Genomic DNA, 20,612 nt, shown 5'->3' with positions numbered 1-20,612 from the left:
CCGGAGAGATCGGTTCGTCCCGATTTCTGGGCAGTTCGGCGCAGACTTCGCCGTCCGCCCGACGCCCTGTCGCGCAATGTGGACCTGCGGCCTCGCCACGGCGCAGGAAGGCTCGTCGGGCCTGTTTCCGTTTAGGTAAAGACTTGTTCAAGGATTACACGAACTGTCGACTGTGCCCCGGCCCGGGGGGATGATTGCTTCAACGTCAAGGCGTGCGAACCTACCCTCCCCGCCGCCTCCTCCCCCCTGAGGCCCTTGACGGTCGGCGAAGTCCCGCCCCCCAATGTGGACGACGCACCGGGCGAGGGACGAGATGCAACCCCCCTGCATCTCGCCCCTCGCCCGCTCCCATGTCCGGGCCCTGGTACGCGCGACGCGTCCTGCCGGAACGGGCCGGGCTTCCTGACGCCCGGCCCCGTTCCTGAGAGAAGTCTGGGAGCCAGCCTTGGACAAGCTCATTTCTTGTTCAAGCACCGGCAAACAATGACCCCGGCGTCTGGCGCCGCGAGCCCCGACCGACAAATGTTGCGGAACGGTCATCCGACCGCCCTCGGGGGCACCTCGGTAGCCAGGAGTACGCCTTGAAGAAGAGCTTCATCACGACGTCGGTCGCCACCGCAGCGATCGCCGCCACCGCCCTCGCCACCATCGCCACGAGCGGTGCGCAGGCAGCCACCCAGTCAGCCTCGGGGGCCGGCCTCGACCGGGCCGTCGCCGCGGCGAAGTCCCACGGCGCCGCCTTCGGTCTCGACCAGGACCAGGGCCTCACGACCCGCAGCGTCGCCACCGACAAGGACGGCACGACGCACGTCCGCTTCGACCGCACGTTCAAGGGCCTGCCCGTCGTCGGTGGCGACCTCGTCGTCCACACCGACAAGGCCGGCTCGTGGAAGGGCGTCAACGCCGCGTCCACGTCCGTCCGTGTCGCGTCCACGACCCCGACCGTCGCCCCGGCCACGGCAGCTGCCACGGCGGCCCGCACGGTCGACTTCACGGTCAGCAGCAGCAAGCCCACGCTCGCCGTCTACGCGATGAGCGGGCCGGCCCGCCTCGTGTGGAAGACCCAGGTCGACGGCGTCGGCGCCCACGGGGAGCCCGCCGGAACCGTCGTCTTCGTCGACGCGCGGTCCGGCTCCGTCGTCGACCACTGGGCGACGGAGATCAACGACGCCGGCACGGGCAACAGCCTCTACCTCGGCACCGTGACGGTCCAGACCACCCTCTCGGGCGGCAGCTACCAGATGATCGACGCGACGCGCGGTGGCGCCCGCACCGAGGACGGCAACAACGGCTCGACGTCCTCGACCTCCGGCGCGCTCTTCACCGACGCCGACAACACGTGGGGCACCGGCTCCAACACCAACCGCCAGACGGCCGCCGTCGACGCGGACTTCGGCGTCGGCGCGACGTGGGACTTCTACAAGAGCACCTTCGGCCGCAACGGCATCAAGAACGACGGCAAGGGCGCGCGCAGCATCGTGCACGTGGGCACCAACTGGGTCAACGCCTCGTGGAGCGACACGTGCTTCTGCATGCGCTACGGCGACGGTGACGGCACCAGCTACGGCCCGCTCGTCTCCCTCGACGTGGCCGGCCACGAGATGACTCACGGCGTCACGTCGGCCACGGCCGGCCTCGCCTACCGTCGCGAGTCCGGTGGCCTCAACGAGTCGACGTCGGACGTCATGGGCACGATGGTCGAGTTCAAGGCCGCGACCACCGGCGACCCCGGCGACTACCTCATCGGCGAGCGCTTCGCCCTCGGCTCCGCCAAGCCGCTGCGCTACATGGACCAGCCGAGCAAGGACGGGGCGTCGGCCAACTGCTGGAGCAAGAGCGTCGGCACCCTCGACGTCCACTACTCCTCGGGCGTCGGCAACCACCTCTTCTACCTGCTGTCCGAGGGCAGCGGCGCGAAGACGATCAACGGCGTCAGCTACAACAGCCCGACGTGCAACGGTTCCACGGTGACCGGCATCGGTCGCGACGCGGCCGCTGCCATCTGGTACCGCGCCCTGACGACGTACTGGACCTCGTCGACGAACTACGCCGGTGCCCGTGCAGGCATGCTGTCGGCCGCCACCGACCTCTACGGTGCCGGGAGCACGCAGTACACCGCGACCGCCGCCGCCTGGTCCGCCGTGAACGTCAACTGACCCACCCCCGACGTCGAAAGGCCACGAACCGGGGTCCGATCTCGGACCGACAGGTGCCCTGCACCCCGGTTTGTGGCCTTTCGACGGTTCAGAGGCGGGGGGTCAGTGACCGACGAGGGTGCGGACCCGGTCGGCGCCGACGGCGAGCAGCAGCGTCGGCAGACGCGGGCCGGTGTCCTTGCCGACGAGCAGCCGGTAGACGAGGACGAAGAAGGCGCGCTGGGCCGCCGACAGCTCAGGGTCCTTGACCTTCGCATCCGGGTCGATGCCGCGCTGGATCTTCGGGATGCCGTAGACGAGGTGCGTCAGGCCGTCGAGCGACCAGTGCTCGTCGAGGCCGTCGGCGAGCAGGCGCAGCGACTCCCGCTGCTGCTCGTCGAGGCTGCCGAGCAGCTCGGCGTCCGGCTCGGTGCGCACGACGGTGCGGTCCTCTGCCGGCACGTAGCCGAGCATCCAGCGCTCGGCACAGTCGAGCCGGGGGCGCAGGTCGTCGGTCGACCCGACCGGGTTGTCGGGATCGAGCTCGCTGAGGATCCGGACCGCCTGCTCCTCGTCACCCTGCGTCACGTCGATGACGGACGCGATGGTGCGGAACGGCATCGGGCGCGGCGTCGTGGGCAGCGGACCCGCGGCCGTCGACGTGGCGCGCAGGTGCGCCGCGAGGTCGCCGGCCTGGGCCGAGCCGTCGGCGACCTTGCGACCCAAGGCGTCCCACTCGTCGTAGAGACGCTGGAGCTCCGGACCGAAGGCGACGTCGAAGCTCTGGTTGGGACGGCGCCGAGCATAGAGCCAGCGCAGCACCGGCGCCTCCATGACCTCGAGCGCGTCGGTCGGGATGGGCACACCGCCCTTGCTCGAGCTCATCTTGGCCATGCCCGCGATGCCGACGAAGGCGTACATCGGGCCAACCGGCCGCTCCCAGCCGAAGATCGGCGCGAGGTCCTTGCCGACGACGAAGCTGCTGCCCGGGCTCTGGTGGTCGACGCCCGACGGCTCGAAGAGCACGTGCTCGTGCCCCCAGCGCATCGGCCAGTCGACCTTCCACACGAGCTTGCCGTTCGTGAAGGTGTCGAGGTCCACGGTCTCGCTGTGCCCGCACCTCGTGCAGTCGTAGGTCAGCTCGTGGCTGTCGTCGTCGTAGGCCGTGACGGTCGTGAAATCGGTGCCGCACGAGCTGCAGAAGGGCTTGAACGGGTAGTAGCCCGCCTTGCCCTCGCTGCCGTCGTCCTCGGACGCCGCGCCGGAGCCGCGCTCGGCCTCGGTGGCGGCCGCGGCCTGCTCCTCGGTGAGCTTGGCCGCCTTGCCCCCGCCGCCCTTGCCCTTGCCGGAGGACTTCTGGCGGGCGGCCTCGACGGCCTCCAGCGTGCGGTACTGGTCGAGCACCTTGTCGATGGCGAAGCGCTCGCGCATCGCGAGCAGCACCTGGTCGCGGTAGACGCCGGCGCGGTACTGCTCGGTCTGGCTGATCTGGCGCACCTCGATGCCCGTGGCCTCCATGGCCTCGATGAGCGGCGCCTTGAAGTGGTCGGCCCAGCTCGCGTGCGGCGACCCCGCCGGCGGCGGCACCGCGGTGAGCGGCATACCGATGTACTGCTCCCACGAGTCGTCCACTCCCGCAAGGTTCTTCGGCACGCGGCGGAAGCGGTCGAAGTCGTCCCAGCTGAGGATGTGCTCGCAGTCGATGCCGCGGCGCTTGATCTCGTCGGCGACGAGGTGCGGCGTGATGAGCTCGCGGAAGTTGCCGAGGTGGATCGGGCCGGAGGGGCTGATGCCCGACGCGCAGACGATCGTCTCGCCGGGGTTGCGCTCCTGCGCCTCGGCTACGACCTCGTCGGCCAGTCGCGTGACCCAGTCGAGCGGGGTGACCTCTTCAGTCATGGGTTTCCTTCAGTTACAGAGGCTTTCGTATGCCGTGTGCGTGCGACCGCGCGAGCGCGTCAGCCCGCGACGGCCGGCTTGAGCGGGAAGCGCTCGATGATCTCGTCACGACCCGGGCCGACGCCGATGGCCGAGACGCGGGCGCCGATGAGCTCCTCGACGCGCAGCACGTAGGCCTGGGCGTTGGCCGGGAGATCCTCGAAGGAGCGGCAGCCGGTGATGTCCTCCCACCAGCCGTCGAGCTCCTCGTAGATCGGCGTCGCGTGGTGGAAGTCGGTCTGGTTGACCGGCATCTCGTCGTGACGCACGCCGCCCACGTCGTAGGCGACGCAGACGGGGACCTTCTCGAGGCCGGTGAGGACGTCGAGCTTGGTGATGACGAAGTCGGTGACGCCGTTGATGCGGGTCGCGTAGCGGCCGACGACGGTGTCCATCCAGCCACAGCGGCGCGGGCGGCCGGTGGTCGTGCCGTACTCGGCGCCCGTCTTGCGGAGGAACTCACCGTTGTCGTCGTGCAGCTCGGTCGGGAAGGGGCCCTCGCCGACGCGGGTCGTGTAGGCCTTGAGGATCGCGATGACCGAGTCGATGCGCGTCGGCGGCACGCCGGAGCCGGTGCACGCGCCGGCAGAGACGGCGTTGCTCGACGTCACGTAGGGGTAGGTGCCGTGGTCGACGTCGAGCAGGGTCGCCTGCCCGGCCTCGAAGAGCACCGTGTCGCCCCGGTCGAGCGCCTGACCCAGCACGAGGCTCGTGTCGGCGACCATGGGAGCGAGCCGGGCGGCATACGCCAGCAGCTCCTCGACGACGTCGTCGACGGCGGAGGCGCGGGTGTTGTAGATCTTCGCGAGCACCTGGTTCTTCAGCTCGAGGGCCGCCTCGACCTTCTGGCGCAGGATGCCCTCGTCGTAGAGGTCCTGGATGCGGATGCCCACGCGGTTCATCTTGTCGGCGTAGGTCGGGCCGATGCCGCGCCCGGTCGTGCCGATGCGGCGCTTGCCGAGGAAGCGCTCGGTCACCTTGTCGATGGTGCGGTTGTAGCTCGGGATGACGTGCGCGTTGGCGCTGACGAGCAGCTTGCTCGTGTCGACGCCGCGCGCCTCGAGACCGTCGAGCTCCTCGAAGAGGACGCCGAGGTCGATGACGACGCCGTTGCCGATGACCGGCACGCAGTTGGGGCTGAGGATGCCCGAGGGCAGCAGGTGCAGCGCGTACTTCTCGCGCTTGCCGTCCTTCTCGATGACGACGGTGTGGCCGGCGTTGTTGCCGCCGTTGAACTTGACGACGTAGTCGACGCTGCTGCCCAGCAGGTCGGTCGCCTTGCCCTTGCCCTCGTCACCCCACTGCGCTCCGACGAGCACGATTGCCGGCATCGGTCTGCCTTCCGGTTGTGGTCCAAGCCAACCGCAAGGTTATCGGTTCGAGACCCGTGCCCCGGACGCCGTCCGCCCGCGTCGGCGCCCGTTCGTCCTCGTCCCCGCCCGACCGCCTGGTCAGCGCTGTGTCCTCCGGTACGGGTCCCACCGCGTACCGAAGGCCTCGAACGCATCCCATCCGACCCTCCGGTCACGCAGCGACGAGCGCCAGGGCGGCGTCGATGCGCGCCCGGACGGCGGCCGGGTCGCGCAGGTCGGCCATGGTCACCCGCACGACGACCCAGCCGAGCGAGCGGATCCGGTCCTCGCGCAGCTTCTCCTCCCAGAGCGCCTGCCGGTCCTCGTACTTCACCCGCCCGTCGAACTCGACGAGCACGCGGGTCCCGCGGAGGCGCAGGTCGGCGCGGTAGCCCTGACCGCCTCGCGTCCACCTGCCGGTGCCCGGCACGACGAACTGCGGTTCGAGGTCGTACCCGGCCAGCCGCAGGAGGTGGGCCAGCAAGGTCTCCCCCGGCGACTCGTGTCGGGGGTCGCACCAGTCCCGCGCTGCCCGCACGCCGGCGGCACCGTGCCGACGCCCGAGCGAGTCGACGGCGGCGTCGAGCTCGGCTGGGGTGACCAGGCCTCGCCGGAGCGCGTCGTCGGCGGGGACGAGGAAGGACCGCGGGTCCTTCAGCCCGGCAGAGGCGATGGCTACCGCGGGATGCACCGTCCCTGCCGCAGGCCGTGCCGCGAGCAACGGTGCGGCCGGTCGGTGCGGGTGGACGACGAGGTCGCTCTTGCGGTGCCGGTTGAGGTCAGGGTCGGTCAGCGCGAGGTGCACTCGCTTCAGGTCCGGTCGCCACGTCGCGATCCCGAGACGAAGCAGGGCCGACGCATCGGTCGCGACGGCACGCCCGTCGTACTCGGCGAGCAGCGCCTCGACGCGCAAGCGGTGCAGGTCGGCGGCGTCGCGCGGTTGGCGAGTGGCGTACCAGCCGCGGTGCAGCCGGACGATCCTCCGCTCACGGAGCAGCCGGCGCAGGTCGGCACGGGTCAGGCCCAACGCCACTGCGCGGGCAGCCGGGAACACGTCGTGGTGGGCGATGAGGGCGAGGTCCATGAGTCGACCCTGCTGCGGCGCGCCGCGAGGGGCCGTGCCCCGTCCCACAGCTGTGGATGCCGCGCCTTCCCGGGGCGGGGGTGTGGACACGCCGCGTCTCCTCGTGTGCGCGCGGTCCCTGCGTGCGTGGTCCACCACGTACCGACGGACCGAGCGCCACCGAACGGACCGGACGCGGACCGGACCCGACGTGGGTGGGGAGCCGGTCAGGCGTCAGCGGGCCGCCAGCCAGTCCTCGAGGTAGGCGGCCACACCGTCCTCGCGGTGGTGGCCCGTGACGACCGTGGCCGCGTCGAGGGCCGGGTCGACGGCGTTGGCGACCGCGACGGCGGTGCCGGCCACGGCGAAGGCCGAGACGTCGTTGTGGTTGTCGCCGAAGAAGACCGTGTCGGCGACGTCGACCCCGAGCTCGTCGGCGAGGGCGCGCAGCCCGTCGCCCTTGGAACAGGCGGCGTTGGCGATCTCGAGATAGGTCGCCTTGGACCGGTAGGTCACGAGGCCCGCCCGGCCGGCGAGCGCCGCCTCCAGCTCGTCGACGAGCGCCGGTTCACCCATCGCCATGACCTTGTGCGGCGGCTGCGCGTCGACGTGCCCGCCCGACACGTAGTGGTGGGCCGACTCGGGGCTCGGGTCGACGGCGGTGATCGTCGCCTCGCGCTCGGTCCACTCGTCGGGGCCCCAGGCGTACCAGTCGTCCCCGGCGAAGAAGCTCGCGTGGAGCGCGAGACGCTCGCACACGGCATACACGGCCCGAGCGTCCTCGGGCGCGATCGGCACGTCGGTGACGACCGAGCGGTCGGCCCGCAGCACGAGCCCGCCGTTGTACGCGATGAGCGGGGTCGGCTCGACCCCGCAGAGCCGCTCGAGCCCCTCGAGGGACGCCGGCATGCGTGAGCTGCAGAGCACGAAGGTGTGCCCGGCCTCCCGCACCGCCCGGATGGCGGCGACGGTGCGGGAGGACAGCGTGCGTCGGTGGTCGAGGAGCGTGCCGTCGACGTCGGAGCAGAAGAGCGTCATGCGGTGAGCGGGCCGAGCCGGCTGGTCAGAGACCGACCTCGCGCGCCGCCTCGGCCGAGCTGTCGCGCAGGAACTGCGTGCACCGGGCCTCCTCGTCGCTCTCGCCGATGGCGCGGGCCGCCCGGGCGAGGGCCGCGAGCGCGCGCAGGAAGCCACGGTTGGGCTCGTGCGACCACGGCACCGGACCCTGGCCGCGCCAGCCGGACTTGCGCAGCGAGTCGAGCGCGCGGTGGTAGCCGGTGCGGGCGTAGGCGTACGCCTCGACGTCGCGGTCACCGTCGGCGAGCGCGTCCTCCGCGAGGACGGCCCACGCGAGCGAGCTCGACGGGTAGGTCGCGGCCACCTGGACCGGGTCGACCCCGGACTCGATCTTCTCGGCGGCCGGGTCGACGGCCAGGCGGGTCTCGGGGATGCCGAGCAGGTTGTCGCTCACTGGTGCGTGCCCGCCGAGCGCAGCGCGTCGCACGCCTCGACCACGCGCTTGGCCATGGCCTCCTCGGCCGCCTTGCCCCAGGCGCGGGGGTCGTACAGCTTCTTGTTGCCGACCTCGCCGTCGATCTTGAGCACGCCGTCGTAGTTGCCGATCATCCAGCCGGCGATCGCGCGCGTGAAGGCGTACTGCGTGTCGGTGTCGACGTTCATCTTGATGACGCCGTTGTCGACGGCGGCCGAGATCTCCTCGGGCAGCGAGCCCGAGCCGCCGTGGAAGACGAGGTCGAAGGGGCGCGCGTCGTCGGAGAGGCCAAGCTCCTGGGCAGCGGCGTGCTGCGCCTGCAGGAGGATCTCGGGGCGCAGCTTGACGTTGCCGGGCTTGTAGACGCCGTGGACGTTGCCGAAGGTCAGGGCCGTGAGGTAACGGCCGTTCTCGCCGGAGCCGAGGGCCTTGATGGTCGCGATGGCGTCCTCGGGGGTCGAGTAGAGCTTGTCGTCGATGGCACCCTCGACGCCGTCCTCCTCGCCACCGACGACGCCGACCTCGATCTCGAGGATGACGTTGGCGGCCTTGGCGAGGGCGAGCAGCTCCTGGGCGATCGACAGGTTCTCGTCGAGCGGCACGGCCGAGCCGTCCCACATGTGCGACTGGAACCACGGCGTGCCGCCGGCCTGGACGCGCTCGGTGCTCGCCGCGAGGAGCGGCCGCACGAAGGTGTCGAGCTTGTCCTTGGGGCAGTGGTCGGTGTGCAGCGCGATGTTGACGGGGTAGTTCTTGGCCACCTCGTGGGCGTACGCCGCGAAGGCGAGCGAGCCGCTGACCATGTTCTTGATGCTCGGGCCGGAGAGGTAGTCGGCCCCACCCGTCGAGACCTGGATGATGCCGTCGGAGCCGGCGTCGGCGAAGCCCTTGAGCGCGGCGTTCAGCGTCTGCGAGCTCGAGACGTTGATGGCGGGGTACGCGAAGGAGCCGGCCTTCGCGCGGTCGAGCATGTCGGCATACACCTCGGGGGTGGCGATGGGCATTGCTACTCCTGCTGTCTGGTGAGCGGGTTCACGATCCGCCGTGAATCCTGCCACGTATGCCGTCGCGTGCCCACGGGTGCCCACCCACCGGTGAGCGCCCGCTCAGTGCGCGCTCACTGCCCAGTCGGTGCCCGCTCAGCGCCAGCTCAGTGCCCGCTCAGTGCCCGCTCACAGGAGGCGCGCGACGAGCGCCGCCACCGCCCGCTGCTGCTCCCCCTGCTTCCAGCCGCTCCCGTCGAGGCTGGCCCACACGAGGTGGGTGCCGCGGCGCAGGAGGACGACCTCGGCCGTCCCCGCGCCGTACTCCGACCGCACCGTCCCGACGAGGGCGCGGACACCGGCGACGGTGCTCGGCCGCGCCTTCGCGCAGGCCGCGAAGGCGACGTCGAGGTAGTCGAAGAGCCCTGCCGGGTCGCCCGCGACGAGGTCGACGAGGCTGAAGGTGACGACCTTCGTGCCGGCCGAGCTCTCGGGCGGGGCCTGGTTGCCCGCCTGCTTCGGCATCGTCAGGAGGTAGCCCTCGACGAGGCGCCGCGCCCCGCTGGCCGGGACGAACGCGTCGGGGAGCAGGCCGGTCCACGGGACGAGCCCCTCGCAGCGCGGCGCGGCCGGCAGCTCGCCGGGGCACCGGGTCCGGTCGGCGGCCTCGGGACCCGGCACGGTCTCCTTCGGGTCGGACAGCGCGCTCGACTCGGCGCCGGGGAAGACGGCGTCGAGGGGCACCCGCCCCGGGCCGGTGAGAGGACGCCTCGTCGTGCAGCGCGGCGCCGCCTCGATGAAGGTCATCCCCGGATCGGGCTGGGCGGCGGGCGGGTCCGAGCCCCTGACAGCCGGCGCGGTCGCCGCGGTACCTCCGCCACCCGGACGGCCCTCCTCCGACGTGCAGGCCGCGAGCGCCGTGGCCACCGTGGCCGCCAGTGCCACCGCGACCAGGACGGCACGCAGCCGCGACGGCCACGTCACCGCCTCCCGCCGCATCCCCGTCGTCACGTCTGGAGTGTGACAGGCGGGTCAGCGGGCAGGGTCGAAGACGTACGGGGTCGTCGTCGCGACGCGGTGCAGGCCGAGCCGGCGCAGGATCGGCTCCGAGTCGGGCGAGGCGTCGACGCGGACGTACTCCTTGTCGCGGTCGAGGCCGAGGCGGGCCCGGTGGAGCAGCGTCGCGCGGTAGAGGCCACGGCCGCGCCACTCGGGCAGGGTCGAGCCGCCCCACAGGCCGGTGAAGCTGCTCTCGTCGTACTCCCCCCGGGCCGCGCAGAGGACCGGCCCCTCCCGGGACTCCTCGACGACGACGACGTCCATCGACTCGGGCCGGGCCACCCACTCGGGATAGAGCGACTCCGTCACCCAGGCGTGCTCCTCGCCCCAGACGGTCTCGGACATGGTGCGCATCCGTGCGAAGTCCTCGAAGGAGTCGGCGGCACGGACGACGACGCCGTCGGGCAGTGCGAGGTCCTGCGCGGCGAGCGGGGAGGCCTCGCCGAGGATGAGCGCCTCGTCGTCCTCGCGGACGAACCCGGCGGCCTCGAGGCGCGCACCGAGGTCGCTCGGCTCGTCGTAGTCGTACGTCTTCCACTCGACCTTCTGGCCCCGTGCGGCGAAGAAGTCGCGGACCCGGGCGACGAGGCCCTCGGGGTCCTCACCGAGACCGTCCGGGCTCTCGACCATCGCGAAGTGACCGGCCGGGTCGAGGTCGTAGTGCTTGCGCACGGGGCCGTCGAGCTCGAGGGGGCGCTCGGCCGTCCCGAGCGGGACGGGGGCGCGCGTCTGGTCGTGGAAGACCCTCAGCAGCTGCTCGGCGACGGTCTCCGGCGCCGGTTCGGTATCGCTCTGGAACGAACGGGGGTTCACAGGCACCAGCCAAGCATGGTCTGATCCGTCTCGTCATGCCTGTTTCCCCGCTCTCGCCCCGAGCCGCCGCGGCCCTCGCCGACGCCCGGCCCGTCCCGTTCTGGACCGACCGTCCCGAGCGGCCCGACCCGCGGGCGCGCCTCACGGGCGCGGCGCCCCGCACCGACCTGCTCGTCGTGGGCGGCGGGTTCACCGGGCTGTGGGCCGCGATCCAGGCCAAGGAGGCCGACCCGGCGCGCGATGTCGTCGTCGTCGAGGCCGGGCGCCTGGCCGACGGCGCCTCCGGGCGCAACGGCGGGTTCATGGCTCCGTCGCTGACGCACGGTCTCGCCCAGGGCGTCGGCTGCTGGCCCGACGAGATGGAGACCCTCGACCGCCTCGCGGCCGAGAACGTCGCGGGCATCGAGAGGTCGCTGACGGCATACGGCATCGAGGCCGACCACCACGTCCCGGGCGAGCTGACGCTGGCGCTGACCGAGCACCAGGTGCCTTCCGTGCGTGAGTCCTACGAGCTGCACCGCGCCCACGGCGTGCCGGTGGAGCTGCTCGACGCCGGGCAGGCGCGGGCACGCGTCGACTCGCCGCGCTACCTCGCCGGGATGTACGACCCCGAGGTCGCGCTCGTCGACCCCGCGCGCCTCGTCTGGGGCCTGGCCCGCGCGGCCGAGTCGCTCGGCGTCCGGCTCCACGAGCACACGCGCGCAACGGGATTCGACGCTGAGGGCGACGGCGTGAGAGTGACGCTCGACGGCGGATCGATCCACGCGCGGCGCGTCGTCATCGGCACGAACGCGTCGCAGGGCGTCCTCAAGCGCTTCAGCGCGTGGGTGCTGCCCGTCTACGACCACGTCCTCATGACCGAGCCCCTGACCCCCGCCCAGCTCGACGCCGTCGGCTGGAAGGGACGCGAGGGGCTCACCGACGCCGGCAACCAGTTCCACTACTACCGAAGGACGCTCGACGACCGCGTGCTCTTCGGCGGCTACGACGCGAACTACCACTTCCCCGGGCGCATCGACCCGGCGCTCGAGCAGTCCGACGCCTCCCACGGCCTGCTCGCCGACCACTTCCTCGACCTCTTCCCGCAGCTCGAGGGCATCCACTTCACGCACCGCTGGGCCGGCGTCATCGACACGACGTCACGCTTCACGCCGGTCTTCGGCACCGCCCTCGGCGGGAGGATGGCGTATGCCGTCGGCTACACCGGGCTCGGCGTCGCGTCGACCCGCTTCGGCGCGGCCGTCGCCCTCGACCTCGTCGACGGCAAGGACACCGAGCTCACGCGGCTCGGGATGGTGCGCCGCAAGCCGATCCCCTTCCCTCCCGAGCCGATCCGGTATGCCGCCGTGCGGGCCACGCGCTCCTCGCTCGCCGCCGAGGACCGCACCGGGCGACGCAACCTGTGGCTGCGCGCCCTTGACCGGATGGGTGTCGGCTTCGACTCCTGAGGCGGTGGATCGTCGCCCTCCTGGGACGACGGGGCCACTCGACGGGTGGGCGGGGCGATCCCCTGGGACGACGGGGCCACTCGACTGTCGAGTGGCCGCGTCGTCACATGCGTCTTGCGTCAGAGGACGACGAGCTCGGTCGGGCGGGTGTTGAAGCGCTCGACACCGTCGTGGGTCACGGCGACGATGTCCTCGATGCGCGCGCCCCAGCGGCCGGCGAGGTAGACGCCGGGCTCGATGCTGAACGTCATGCCCGGCTCGACGGGCAGGTCGTTGCCCGCGACGATGTAGGGCTCCTCGTGGCCGTCGAGCCCGATGCCGTGGCCGGTGCGGTGGATGAAGTGCTCGGCGAGACCCGCCTCGGCCAGCACGTCCCGCGCCGCCCGGTCGATGGCCTCGCAGGTGACGCCGGGGCGCACGGACTCGACGGACGCCTGCTGCGCCGCCTGCAACGCAGCGTAGGCCGAGGCCACGTCGGGCTCGCGGGGTGACCCGACGGCATACGTGCGCGTGCTGTCGGAGCCGTAGCCCGACGGCAGCGGGCCGCCGATGTCGACGACGACGACGTCGCCGACCTCGATGACACGGTCGCTGACGGAGTGGTGCGGGCTCGCGCCGTTCGGCCCCGACCCGACGATGACGAACTCGGCTGTGGCGTGGCCCTCCTCGACGATCGCGGCCGCGATGTCGGCAGCGACGTCGGCCTCGGTGCGGCCGGCCCGGAGCCACTCCCCGACCCGGGCGTGGACCCGGTCGATGGCGTCACCGGCGGCGCGCAGCTCGGCGAGCTCGGCCGCGTCCTTGCGCATCCGCAGCTCGCGCAGGACCGGCCCGGCGAGCTGCTGGTCGGCGGCTCCCGCGTCACGCAGCCGCAGCAGGTGCAGCGCCGGCGTCATGTCGGACACCGCGACGCGACCGGTCGGCACCCCGCCGAGCGCCAGGGCGTAGGGGTCCTCGCCGTCGACCCAGGTGCGCACCTCGACACCGAGCTCGCCGAGGGGCACGTGGCCGAGACCGGCGTACTCGAGCGCGGGAGAGACGAAGACGGGGGCGACGGCGGCATCGCTCGGCACGACGAGCGCCGTGAGCCGCTCGAAGGACGACCCGGCGATGCCGGTGAGGTAGCGCAGGTCGGAGCCGGGCGACACGACGGTCGCCGCGACGCCCGCCTCGGCCGCGTGCCGCCGGAGCCGGTCGAGCCGGGAGTGCATCGTCGTGACGTCGAGGACGGAGGAGGAGACACCCATGCGGAGAACCTATCGCCGCTGAGGACTCCGCCTCGAGGGGGAGCCGGGACCGCGGGCGGCCTGCCTAGGCTGGCCCCATGGACGGCCGGTGGACTGCCCTCGTGGCGCGGGTGAGGGCGTACTTCGGCGTCGACAGCGACTGGGAGCGGGTGCCCGACGACTCGCCACGCCGGCGACGGGCCGACCTCTGGGTCGCCCTCGGCTTCCTCGTCGCGGGCTCCCTCGGCGTCGAGCTGCTGCGCAGCATCGACTCCCTCGGCGCCCAGCAGGACTCGTGGGTCTGGCCGCACGTCGCGGTGGCCCTCGGCACGCTCCCCCTCGTCTGGCGCCACCGGTGGCCGCTGCTCGTCGCGGCCGGCCTGTCGCTCCACCTCTTCGTATTCGGCCTGCTCATGCCGGCCGTCGCGGTGTCCATGCCGATGCAGGTCGTCTACTTCCTCGCCCTCTTCACCGGCGTCGCCTGGGCGCGCGACCGCCAGGCGATGCTCGGTGTCGTCGCCGGCGTCGTGCTGCTCATGTTCGGCTGGCTCGCCTGGCAGCTCGCGGTGGGCAGCGGGGTCGAGGAGGCGATGAGCCGCGGCGACGAACCCCTCGTCCACCAGGGCCTCTTCAGCCCGGCCGGCGCCTACGTCGTCTACACGCTGCTCATCAACGTCTTCTACTTCGGCGGCGCCATCATCGGCGGTCAGGCCGCGTGGCGCGCCGCCCTCCAGCGCGACCGGCTCGCCGCCCAGGCGCGCACCATCGACGCCCAGGCCACGAGCCTGCAGCGGCAGGCCGTCGTCGAGGAGCGGCTGCGGATCGCGCGCGAGCTGCACGACGTCGTGGCCCACCACGTCTCGGTCATCGGGATCCAGGCTGCCGCGGCCCGCCGCGTGCTGCGTCGCGACACGGACGCCGCCGAGGGAGCCCTCCGCTCGGTCGAGACGTCCTCGCGCGACGCGGTGTCCCAGATGCGCGGGCTGCTCGGGACCCTGCGCGCCGACGACCAGGACGTGGCCTCGAACGGCACGGGACCCGCGAGCCGCAGCCGCGCGCCCGAGCCCGGGCTCGCCGACGTGACGACCCTCGCCCGGGAGGCCTCGACCCACGGCCTCGCGGTCGAGTGCCACGTCGTCGAGGACGCGCCCGGAGCGGCCGCCACCGTGCCGGCACCGCTGGGGCTCTCGCTCTACCGCACCGCGCAGGAGGCGCTCGCCAACGTGCGCCGGCACTCGACGGCCTCCTCCGCGACGGTCTTCGTCCGCGTCGACCGACGACCCGAGCACGGGTTCGCGCACGGCTACGCCGAGGTCGAGGTGCTCGACGGCGGGCGGCCACGGTCGGGCACGTCGGGGACCGGCCTCGGCCTCCTCGGCGTCCGCGAACGCCTCGCGACGCACGGTGGCGTGAGCGAGATCGGGCCCCGGGTGACCGGCGGCTACCGGGTGCGCGTGCGGATGCCGCTGCCCGAGGAGGCGTCGTGAGCGCGCCAATCCGCGTGCTGCTCGTCGACGACCAGCTGCTCGTGCGGTCGGGCTTCTCGCTCATCCTCTCGGTGGAGGACGACCTCGAGGTCGTCGGCCAGGCGAGCGACGGCGCCGAGGCCGTGCGGCTCACCCGCGAGCTGCGACCGGACGTCGTGCTCATGGACGTGCAGATGCCGGTCATGGACGGCATCGAGGCGACCCGGCGCATCGTCGCCGACGACCTGGCCCGGGTCGTCATCCTCACGACCTTCGACCGGGACGACTACGTCTTCGCCGGCCTCGCCGCCGGGGCGAGCGGCTTCCTGCTCAAGAACGCCGACGCCGACCACCTCATCGAGGCGGTGCGCGCCGTCTCGGGTGGCCACGCCCTGCTCGCCCCCGAGGTGACCCGGCGCGTCATCGAGCAGATGACGAGCGGCCCGGTCACCGGCGCCGGCGCCGGACCACGGCCGGTCGATCGGGACGCACGGCTCGACGACCTGACACCGCGCGAGCTGGAGGTGCTCGGTCTCGTGGGCCGCGGGCTGTCCAACGCCGAGATCGCCGGCCGGCTCTTCGTCGGCGAGGCGACGGTCAAGACGCACCTGTCCAACGTCTTCGCCAAGCTGCACCTGCGCGACCGGGTGCAGGCGGTCGTGCTGGCGTACGAGGCCGGGCTCATCCTCCCGGGGGACCCCGAGGATCAACCGGACGGGTGATCCCCCGACGGACGGGCGCGGCCTAGCGTGGGTGGCATGAGCCAACACGGGGACCGCCTCACCAGACCACGCGCCACGGCCGACATCGAGGTGCGGCACCTGACCCGCACCTTCGGCGAGATCCGCGCCGTCGACGACATCAGCTTCACGGTCGGCGCCGGGCGTCTGACCGGCTTCGTCGGCGGCAACGGCGCCGGCAAGACGACGACGATGCGCATGGTCATGGGGGTCCTGTCGCCGAGTGGCGGCGACGTGCTCTGGGACGGACGTCCCATCACGGCCCTCGACCGGCGGCAGTTCGGCTACATGCCCGAGGAGCGTGGCCTCTACCCCAAGCAGGCGGTGCTCGACCAGCTCGTCTACCTCGGACGGCTCCGAGGCCTGAGCGCCTCGGCGGCCAAGGCCTCGGTCACGACCCACCTCGAGCGCCTCGGACTCTCCGAGCGCGCCAAGGACCACGTCGAGAAGCTCTCCCTCGGCAACCAGCAGCGGGTGCAGATCATCGCCGCGCTCATGGGCCGCCCCCGGGCGCTCGTGCTCGACGAGCCGTTCAGCGGCCTCGACCCCGCCGCGGTCGACAACATGGCCGACCTGCTGCGCGAGCACACCGCGCGGGGCGTGCCGGTCCTCTTCTCCTCCCACCAGCTCGACCTCGTCGAGCGGCTCTGCGAGCGCCTCGTCGTGCTCGCCAAGGGTCGGGTCGTCGCGTCGGGCTCGCCGGACGAGCTGCGCGCGACCTCCGTCTCGCGGCACCGTCTCGTCCTGTCGGGCGACGCCGGGTGGGTGCGCGGCGTCGGGGGCGTGCACGCCGTCGACGTCGAGGGACACACCGCCCTGCTCGAGATCGTCGAGCACGGCGCCGAACGGACCCTCCTCGAGGAGGCCCTGAGACGCGGCGAGGTGCACGAGTTCTCGCCGCAGCGACCCACCCTGGCCCAGATCTACCGCGAGGTGACGGCATGACCACCCTCCAGCGCCGTCCGGACCCTGACACCGCCGGCGACGGCACCGGCGAACCCTCCGAGCTCGCCGAGCTCGCCGATCTCGCCGACGAGCGCGGCACCGGGAGCGGACGTCCGTGGCTCATCGTGGCCGTGCGCGAGATCGTCGTCCGCGTCACGAACCGCACGTTCCTCTTCTCGACGCTCTTCACGCTCGTGTTCATCGCGGGCTTCGCAGCCTTCTCCGCGTGGCAGGCGGGCAAGACGACGACCTACACCGTCGCGGTCTCGTCCCCCGAGGGGACGCGCCTCGTCGAGCAGGCGGCCACGGCCGCGCGGGCGACGAGCGACACCGTCGTCATCACCCCGACGACCGTGCCCGGCGAGGGCGCGGCGCGCGCTGCCGTCGACGGCGGCGACATCGACGCGTGGCTGCACGAGACGCCGTCCGGCTGGACGCTGACCTCCGGCGACGACGTGTCGCTGTCGTTGCGGGCCCCTCTCGAGGGAGCGGTCCGCGACGCCGCGCTCGACCGCAACGCGGCCGCGGCCGGCACGACCGTCGAGGCGCTCGAGCGCGGCGCGACGCTGACGGGCGACCGCTTCGACGGGCAGACGACGAACCAGGGCTTCGTGCAGGCCGCCACCTTCGCCTTCGCGCTGCTCTTCCTCATGAGCGCCCTGATGTTCGGGCAGCAGATCGCCGCGAGCGTCGTCGAGGAGAAGCAGTCCCGCCTCGTCGAGATCATCGCGACGGCGATCCCGCTGCGCGCCCTGCTCGCCGGCAAGGTCGTCGGCAACTCCGTCATCGCGATGGGCCAGGTGGTGCTCTTCGCCGGCGTCGGGCTCGTGGCGGTCTCGTTCACCGAGTGGTCGTCGCTGCTGCCGTCCCTGTCGACCGCGGTCGTGTGGTTCATCCTCTTCTTCGCGGTCGGCTTCTTCGCCCTGGCCTGCCTCTTCGCCGTCGCAGGAGCGCTCGCCTCTCGCACCGAGGACCTCCAGTCGACGACCTCACCGATGACGACGCTGCTCATGCTCGTCTACTTCGCGAGCTTCGCCCTGAGCGGCACGGCCCTCACGGTCGCCTCCTACGTGCCGATCGTGTCGGTCGTGGCGATGCCGGGTCGCATCATCGCGGGCGACGCCGCTTGGTGGGAGCCGGTCGTGTCCCTGCTGGTCATGGCCGCCTTCTCCGCCGTGACGGTCGTCATCGGCGAGAAGATCTACCGCCGCTCGCTCATGCAGACCCGCGGCCGGCTGTCGTGGAAGCAGGCCCTGCGCACGGCGGACTGACCTCAGGAGGTGCCGACGGCGCGGCCCTGCCCCTGGCGCTCACCCGGCGCCGTCACGTGACGGTACGGCGAGCACCAGAGGAGCAGGGCCGCGGCCGCGAGCCCCACCACCCCGATCGCGATGGCGACCCGGTTGCCCCACGTGGCGGCGACGAGGCCGCCGAGGGGCGCCGCGACCGCGATCGAGCCCCAGTTGAGCGACCGGATCGTCGCGTTCATCCGCCCCCGCAGCCGGTCGGGCGTCACGAGGTTGCGGTAGCTCATGTCGAGCGGGTCCCGCAGCCCCATCGCCAGCCCGAAGAGCGCGTTGGCGACGAGGGGCCACACGACGGCATACGGCCCGGGTCGGGCGAGCAGCAGGAGGGCGTATGCCGCCGGGCTCAGCCACTCGGTCGTCGTGATGACCCGTCCGGTGCCGAAGCGCAGGCCGAGTCGCGGGGACAGGCCCGCACCGAGGACGCCGGTGACGCCCGTGGCGGCGAGGACGAGCCCGATGGCGAGCGGGTCGAGGTGCAGCTCCGTCGTCGCGAAGTAGACGAGGACGGTCGTCACCATGGCGTTGGCGAAGAACCACAGGTGGAGCGAGATGGCGTACGGGCGCAGCACGGCGTGCCGGTAGACCCAGGCCGCACCCTCGCGCAGCTCGCGCCACACGTGCCGCTCGGCGGTGCGCTCGGGAGCCCGCTCCGGGGCGCGGACGGTCATCAGCACGAGGGCCGACACGGCATACGACACGGCGTCCACGAGCACCGCGACGGGCGCGGAGAGCAGCCGCACGAGCGCCCCGCCGACGAGTGGCCCGAGCGACTGCGTCGCGGCGTACGTCTGCGCCAGTCGGGCGTTGGCCGAGGCGAGGCGGGTCTCCGGCACGATCGTCGGCAGGAACGACAGGTGGGCTGCGCTGAAGAACATCGACGCCGACCCGGCGCCGAAGACGAGGACGGCGACGAGCGGCACCGTCAGGTGTCCGGTCAGGGCGAGGACGCCGATCGCGCCGATGAGCAGGGCGCACAGCAGGTCGGCCGCGACGAGCAGCGGCCGGCGCCGGACCCGGTCGACGACGACGCCGGCGAGCATGCCGAAGAGGAGGTAGGGCAGCCATGTCGCCGCCCGCACGATCCCTAGGTCGGTCTGGTCGGCGTGCAGGGTCTCGATGAGGAGCAGCTGGAGGGCGAGCGCCGACACGAAGGTGCCGAGGTTGGAGACGGCGTCGGCGACCCAGAAACGGACGAATGCCGCATTGCCGGACGTTTCCCCCGATGTCACACCCACCCGGCGAGCCCTCCTTACGCGATGCCGACCTTTCCTTGACACCACCTTGTCGAGTCCTGACCCGAACGTCGACCTGAGGAGGTCGGTTCTGGCCTACCGTGAACGTGACGTTCGGAGGGCTCCGGGCGACCACCAGCGACCGGATGCTCCCCCGGTCGCGCCGAGCAGGCCCCGGCAACCGGATGCGTCGGGGCCTGCTCGATGCCCTCCCCCGTCAGGCCGGCTGCGGGGTGCGCGTGCCCGTGGGCACGGGCTGGGGCGGCGGCGGACCGACGTAGCGCGCGGCCGGGCGGATGATCTTCGGGTCGCGGCTCTGCTCGAGCACGTTCGCGGTCCAGCCGACGACGCGGGCGACGCAGAAGGTCGGCGTGAACATCGACGGGTCCAGGCCGGCGAGCTTCATGACGACGCCGGCGTAGAACTCGACGTTCGCGTGGAGCTCGCGCCCCGGCTTGAGCTCGGCGAGCGCGTGCTCGATGGCGTCCTCGACGCCGACCGCGAGGTCGACGAGCGGGTCGTCCCAGCCGCGGGCGATCTGCTTGAGCATCTCCGAGCGCGGGTCACGCGTGCGGTAGACCGCGTGTCCGAAACCCATGATCCGGTCGCCGGACCCGATCCGGTCACGCACCCAGCCGTCGGCCCGGTCCAGGGTGCCGATCTCGTCGAGGGCCTCGAGCGCGCGGCTCGGGGCACCGCCGTGCTTCGGTCCGGAGAACGAGCCGATGGCGCCGACGAGGCAGGCCGCGAGGTCGGCGCCGGTGCTCGCGATGACCCGCGCGGTGAAGGTCGAGGCGTTGAAGCCGTGGTCCATCGTCGCGACGAGGTACTGCTCGACGGCGCGGGCATCACGTGCCGAGGGCAGCTGCCCGGTCACCATGCGGAGGTAGTCCTCGGCGTGGCCGAGCGTCGGGTCGGCCGGCACGGGCTCGAGCCCGTGGTGGAGACGGTGCGCGGCGGCGAGGATCGTCGGCGTGACGGCGACGGCCGCCAGGGCCGCCGCGGCCTTCTCGTCCTCGCCGCAGTCGTAGAGCGGACGCAGGCCCGCGACGCCGCCCCACGCGGACAGCGCCGTGCGCAGCACCTGGAGCGAGTCGGTGGTCGTCGCGCAGATGGCGGGGAGCAGGTCGGCGAGGCCCTGCGGCATGACGCGCAGTCGGCCCACCTCGGCGGTGAAGGCCGCCAGCTCGGCGTCGTCAGGCAGGTGGCCGCGCTCGAGCAGGTGCCAGGCCTGCTCGAAGCCGACCTGCTCGGCGAGGTCGACGGCGGAGTACTGCCGGTAGTGGAAGAAGCCCTCGTCGCCGCGGACGTCGCCGAGCTCGGTGTCGGTGACGACGACCTTGGCGAGACCCTTCGGGACGGTGATGAATCCGGTGGGAGTGGTGGACATGGGGTCCTCCTTTCAGGTTCACT

17 protein-coding genes are annotated in these 20,612 nt (G+C 72.4%); 6 read left to right on the top strand and 11 right to left on the bottom strand.

Annotated features, from left to right (window positions below):
- Positions 1 to 581 precede the first annotated feature (581 nt).
- A complete protein-coding gene (locus ACSQ2D_RS03455; protein ID WP_435984632.1) occupies positions 582 to 2,156 on the top strand; it encodes a M4 family metallopeptidase in 1,575 nt (524 codons plus the stop codon).
- Positions 2,157 to 2,258: 102 nt separating this feature from the next.
- On the opposite strand, the gene lysS is transcribed toward ACSQ2D_RS03455, so the two are convergent.
- From lysS to ACSQ2D_RS03415, 8 genes are all read right to left on the bottom strand, one after another.
- Positions 2,259 to 4,034, bottom strand: coding sequence for a lysine--tRNA ligase (gene lysS / locus ACSQ2D_RS03450; protein WP_435984631.1), 1,776 nt, complete (start codon positions 4,032 to 4,034; stop codon positions 2,259 to 2,261).
- Positions 4,035 to 4,093: 59 nt separating this feature from the next.
- Positions 4,094 to 5,404, bottom strand: coding sequence for an adenylosuccinate synthase (locus ACSQ2D_RS03445; RefSeq protein ID WP_435984630.1), 1,311 nt, complete (start codon positions 5,402 to 5,404; stop codon positions 4,094 to 4,096).
- Positions 5,405 to 5,597: 193 nt separating this feature from the next.
- Positions 5,598 to 6,509: an endonuclease domain-containing protein gene (locus ACSQ2D_RS03440; RefSeq protein WP_435984629.1), complete on the bottom strand. Its 912-nt coding sequence runs from the start codon at positions 6,507 to 6,509 to the stop codon at positions 5,598 to 5,600.
- A gap of 213 nt (positions 6,510 to 6,722) precedes the next feature.
- Positions 6,723 to 7,526 carry a Cof-type HAD-IIB family hydrolase gene (locus ACSQ2D_RS03435; RefSeq protein WP_435984628.1) on the bottom strand — a complete coding sequence of 268 codons (804 nt, stop codon included), beginning with the start codon at positions 7,524 to 7,526 and terminating at the stop codon, positions 6,723 to 6,725.
- Between the two features lie 25 nt (positions 7,527 to 7,551).
- Positions 7,552 to 7,959 carry a DUF3151 domain-containing protein gene (locus tag ACSQ2D_RS03430; RefSeq protein ID WP_435984627.1) on the bottom strand — a complete coding sequence of 136 codons (408 nt, stop codon included), beginning with the start codon at positions 7,957 to 7,959 and terminating at the stop codon, positions 7,552 to 7,554.
- Positions 7,956 to 8,984, bottom strand: a complete 1,029-nt coding sequence (gene fbaA, locus ACSQ2D_RS03425; RefSeq protein WP_435984626.1) for a class II fructose-bisphosphate aldolase — start codon at positions 8,982 to 8,984, stop codon at positions 7,956 to 7,958. Before fbaA ends, ACSQ2D_RS03430 begins: the two co-directional genes overlap by 4 nt.
- Positions 8,985 to 9,152: 168 nt before the next feature.
- Entirely contained in the window at positions 9,153 to 9,974 is an 822-nt protein-coding gene (locus tag ACSQ2D_RS03420) for a hypothetical protein (protein ID WP_435984625.1), read from the bottom strand.
- Between the two features lie 21 nt (positions 9,975 to 9,995).
- The gene (locus ACSQ2D_RS03415) at positions 9,996 to 10,841 is read right to left on the bottom strand and encodes a GNAT family N-acetyltransferase (RefSeq protein WP_435984624.1); all 846 of its coding nucleotides are present in this window, start codon (positions 10,839 to 10,841) and stop codon (positions 9,996 to 9,998) included.
- Between the two features lie 29 nt (positions 10,842 to 10,870).
- Here ACSQ2D_RS03415 and ACSQ2D_RS03410 point away from each other — a divergent pair, with 29 nt between their 5' ends.
- Complete coding sequence (locus ACSQ2D_RS03410; RefSeq protein WP_435984623.1) at positions 10,871 to 12,283, top strand: NAD(P)/FAD-dependent oxidoreductase; 1,413 nt, start codon at positions 10,871 to 10,873, stop codon at positions 12,281 to 12,283.
- A gap of 119 nt (positions 12,284 to 12,402) precedes the next feature.
- Here ACSQ2D_RS03410 and ACSQ2D_RS03405 read toward each other — a convergent pair whose 3' ends face one another.
- The gene (locus ACSQ2D_RS03405) at positions 12,403 to 13,530 is read right to left on the bottom strand and encodes a M24 family metallopeptidase (protein ID WP_435984622.1); all 1,128 of its coding nucleotides are present in this window, start codon (positions 13,528 to 13,530) and stop codon (positions 12,403 to 12,405) included.
- Positions 13,531 to 13,607: 77 nt separating this feature from the next.
- Between ACSQ2D_RS03405 and ACSQ2D_RS03400 the strand changes: the two genes are divergently transcribed.
- Genes ACSQ2D_RS03400 through ACSQ2D_RS03385 form a run of 4 tightly spaced genes read left to right on the top strand, consistent with a single transcriptional unit; the run spans position 13,608 to position 17,931 of the window.
- Positions 13,608 to 14,996, top strand: a complete 1,389-nt coding sequence (locus ACSQ2D_RS03400; protein WP_435984621.1) for a sensor histidine kinase — start codon at positions 13,608 to 13,610, stop codon at positions 14,994 to 14,996.
- Positions 14,993 to 15,697, top strand: a complete 705-nt coding sequence (locus ACSQ2D_RS03395) for a response regulator (protein ID WP_435984620.1) — start codon at positions 14,993 to 14,995, stop codon at positions 15,695 to 15,697. Before ACSQ2D_RS03400 ends, ACSQ2D_RS03395 begins: the two co-directional genes overlap by 4 nt.
- Positions 15,698 to 15,733: 36 nt before the next feature.
- Entirely contained in the window at positions 15,734 to 16,660 is a 927-nt protein-coding gene (locus ACSQ2D_RS03390) for an ABC transporter ATP-binding protein (protein WP_435984619.1), read from the top strand.
- A complete protein-coding gene (locus ACSQ2D_RS03385) occupies positions 16,657 to 17,931 on the top strand; it encodes an ABC transporter permease (RefSeq protein ID WP_435984618.1) in 1,275 nt (424 codons plus the stop codon). Before ACSQ2D_RS03390 ends, ACSQ2D_RS03385 begins: the two co-directional genes overlap by 4 nt.
- A 2-nt stretch (positions 17,932 to 17,933) precedes the next feature.
- Here the strand turns inward: ACSQ2D_RS03385 and ACSQ2D_RS03380 are convergent, their stop codons facing one another.
- Both ACSQ2D_RS03380 and ACSQ2D_RS03375 read right to left on the bottom strand, forming a co-directional pair.
- Complete coding sequence (locus tag ACSQ2D_RS03380; protein ID WP_435984617.1) at positions 17,934 to 19,202, bottom strand: MFS transporter; 1,269 nt, start codon at positions 19,200 to 19,202, stop codon at positions 17,934 to 17,936.
- Positions 19,203 to 19,416: 214 nt separating this feature from the next.
- A complete protein-coding gene (locus tag ACSQ2D_RS03375) occupies positions 19,417 to 20,589 on the bottom strand; it encodes a citrate/2-methylcitrate synthase (protein ID WP_435984616.1) in 1,173 nt (390 codons plus the stop codon).
- Between the last annotated feature and the right edge of the window lie 23 nt (positions 20,590 to 20,612).

Origin of the sequence: Terrabacter sp. LjRoot27 (assembly GCF_964254175.1) — a bacterium.
GTDB lineage: Bacteria > Actinomycetota > Actinomycetes > Actinomycetales > Dermatophilaceae > Terrabacter.
The sequence above is the reverse complement of the archived record's forward strand: the minus strand, read 5'-3'. Positions and strand labels throughout refer to the sequence as shown.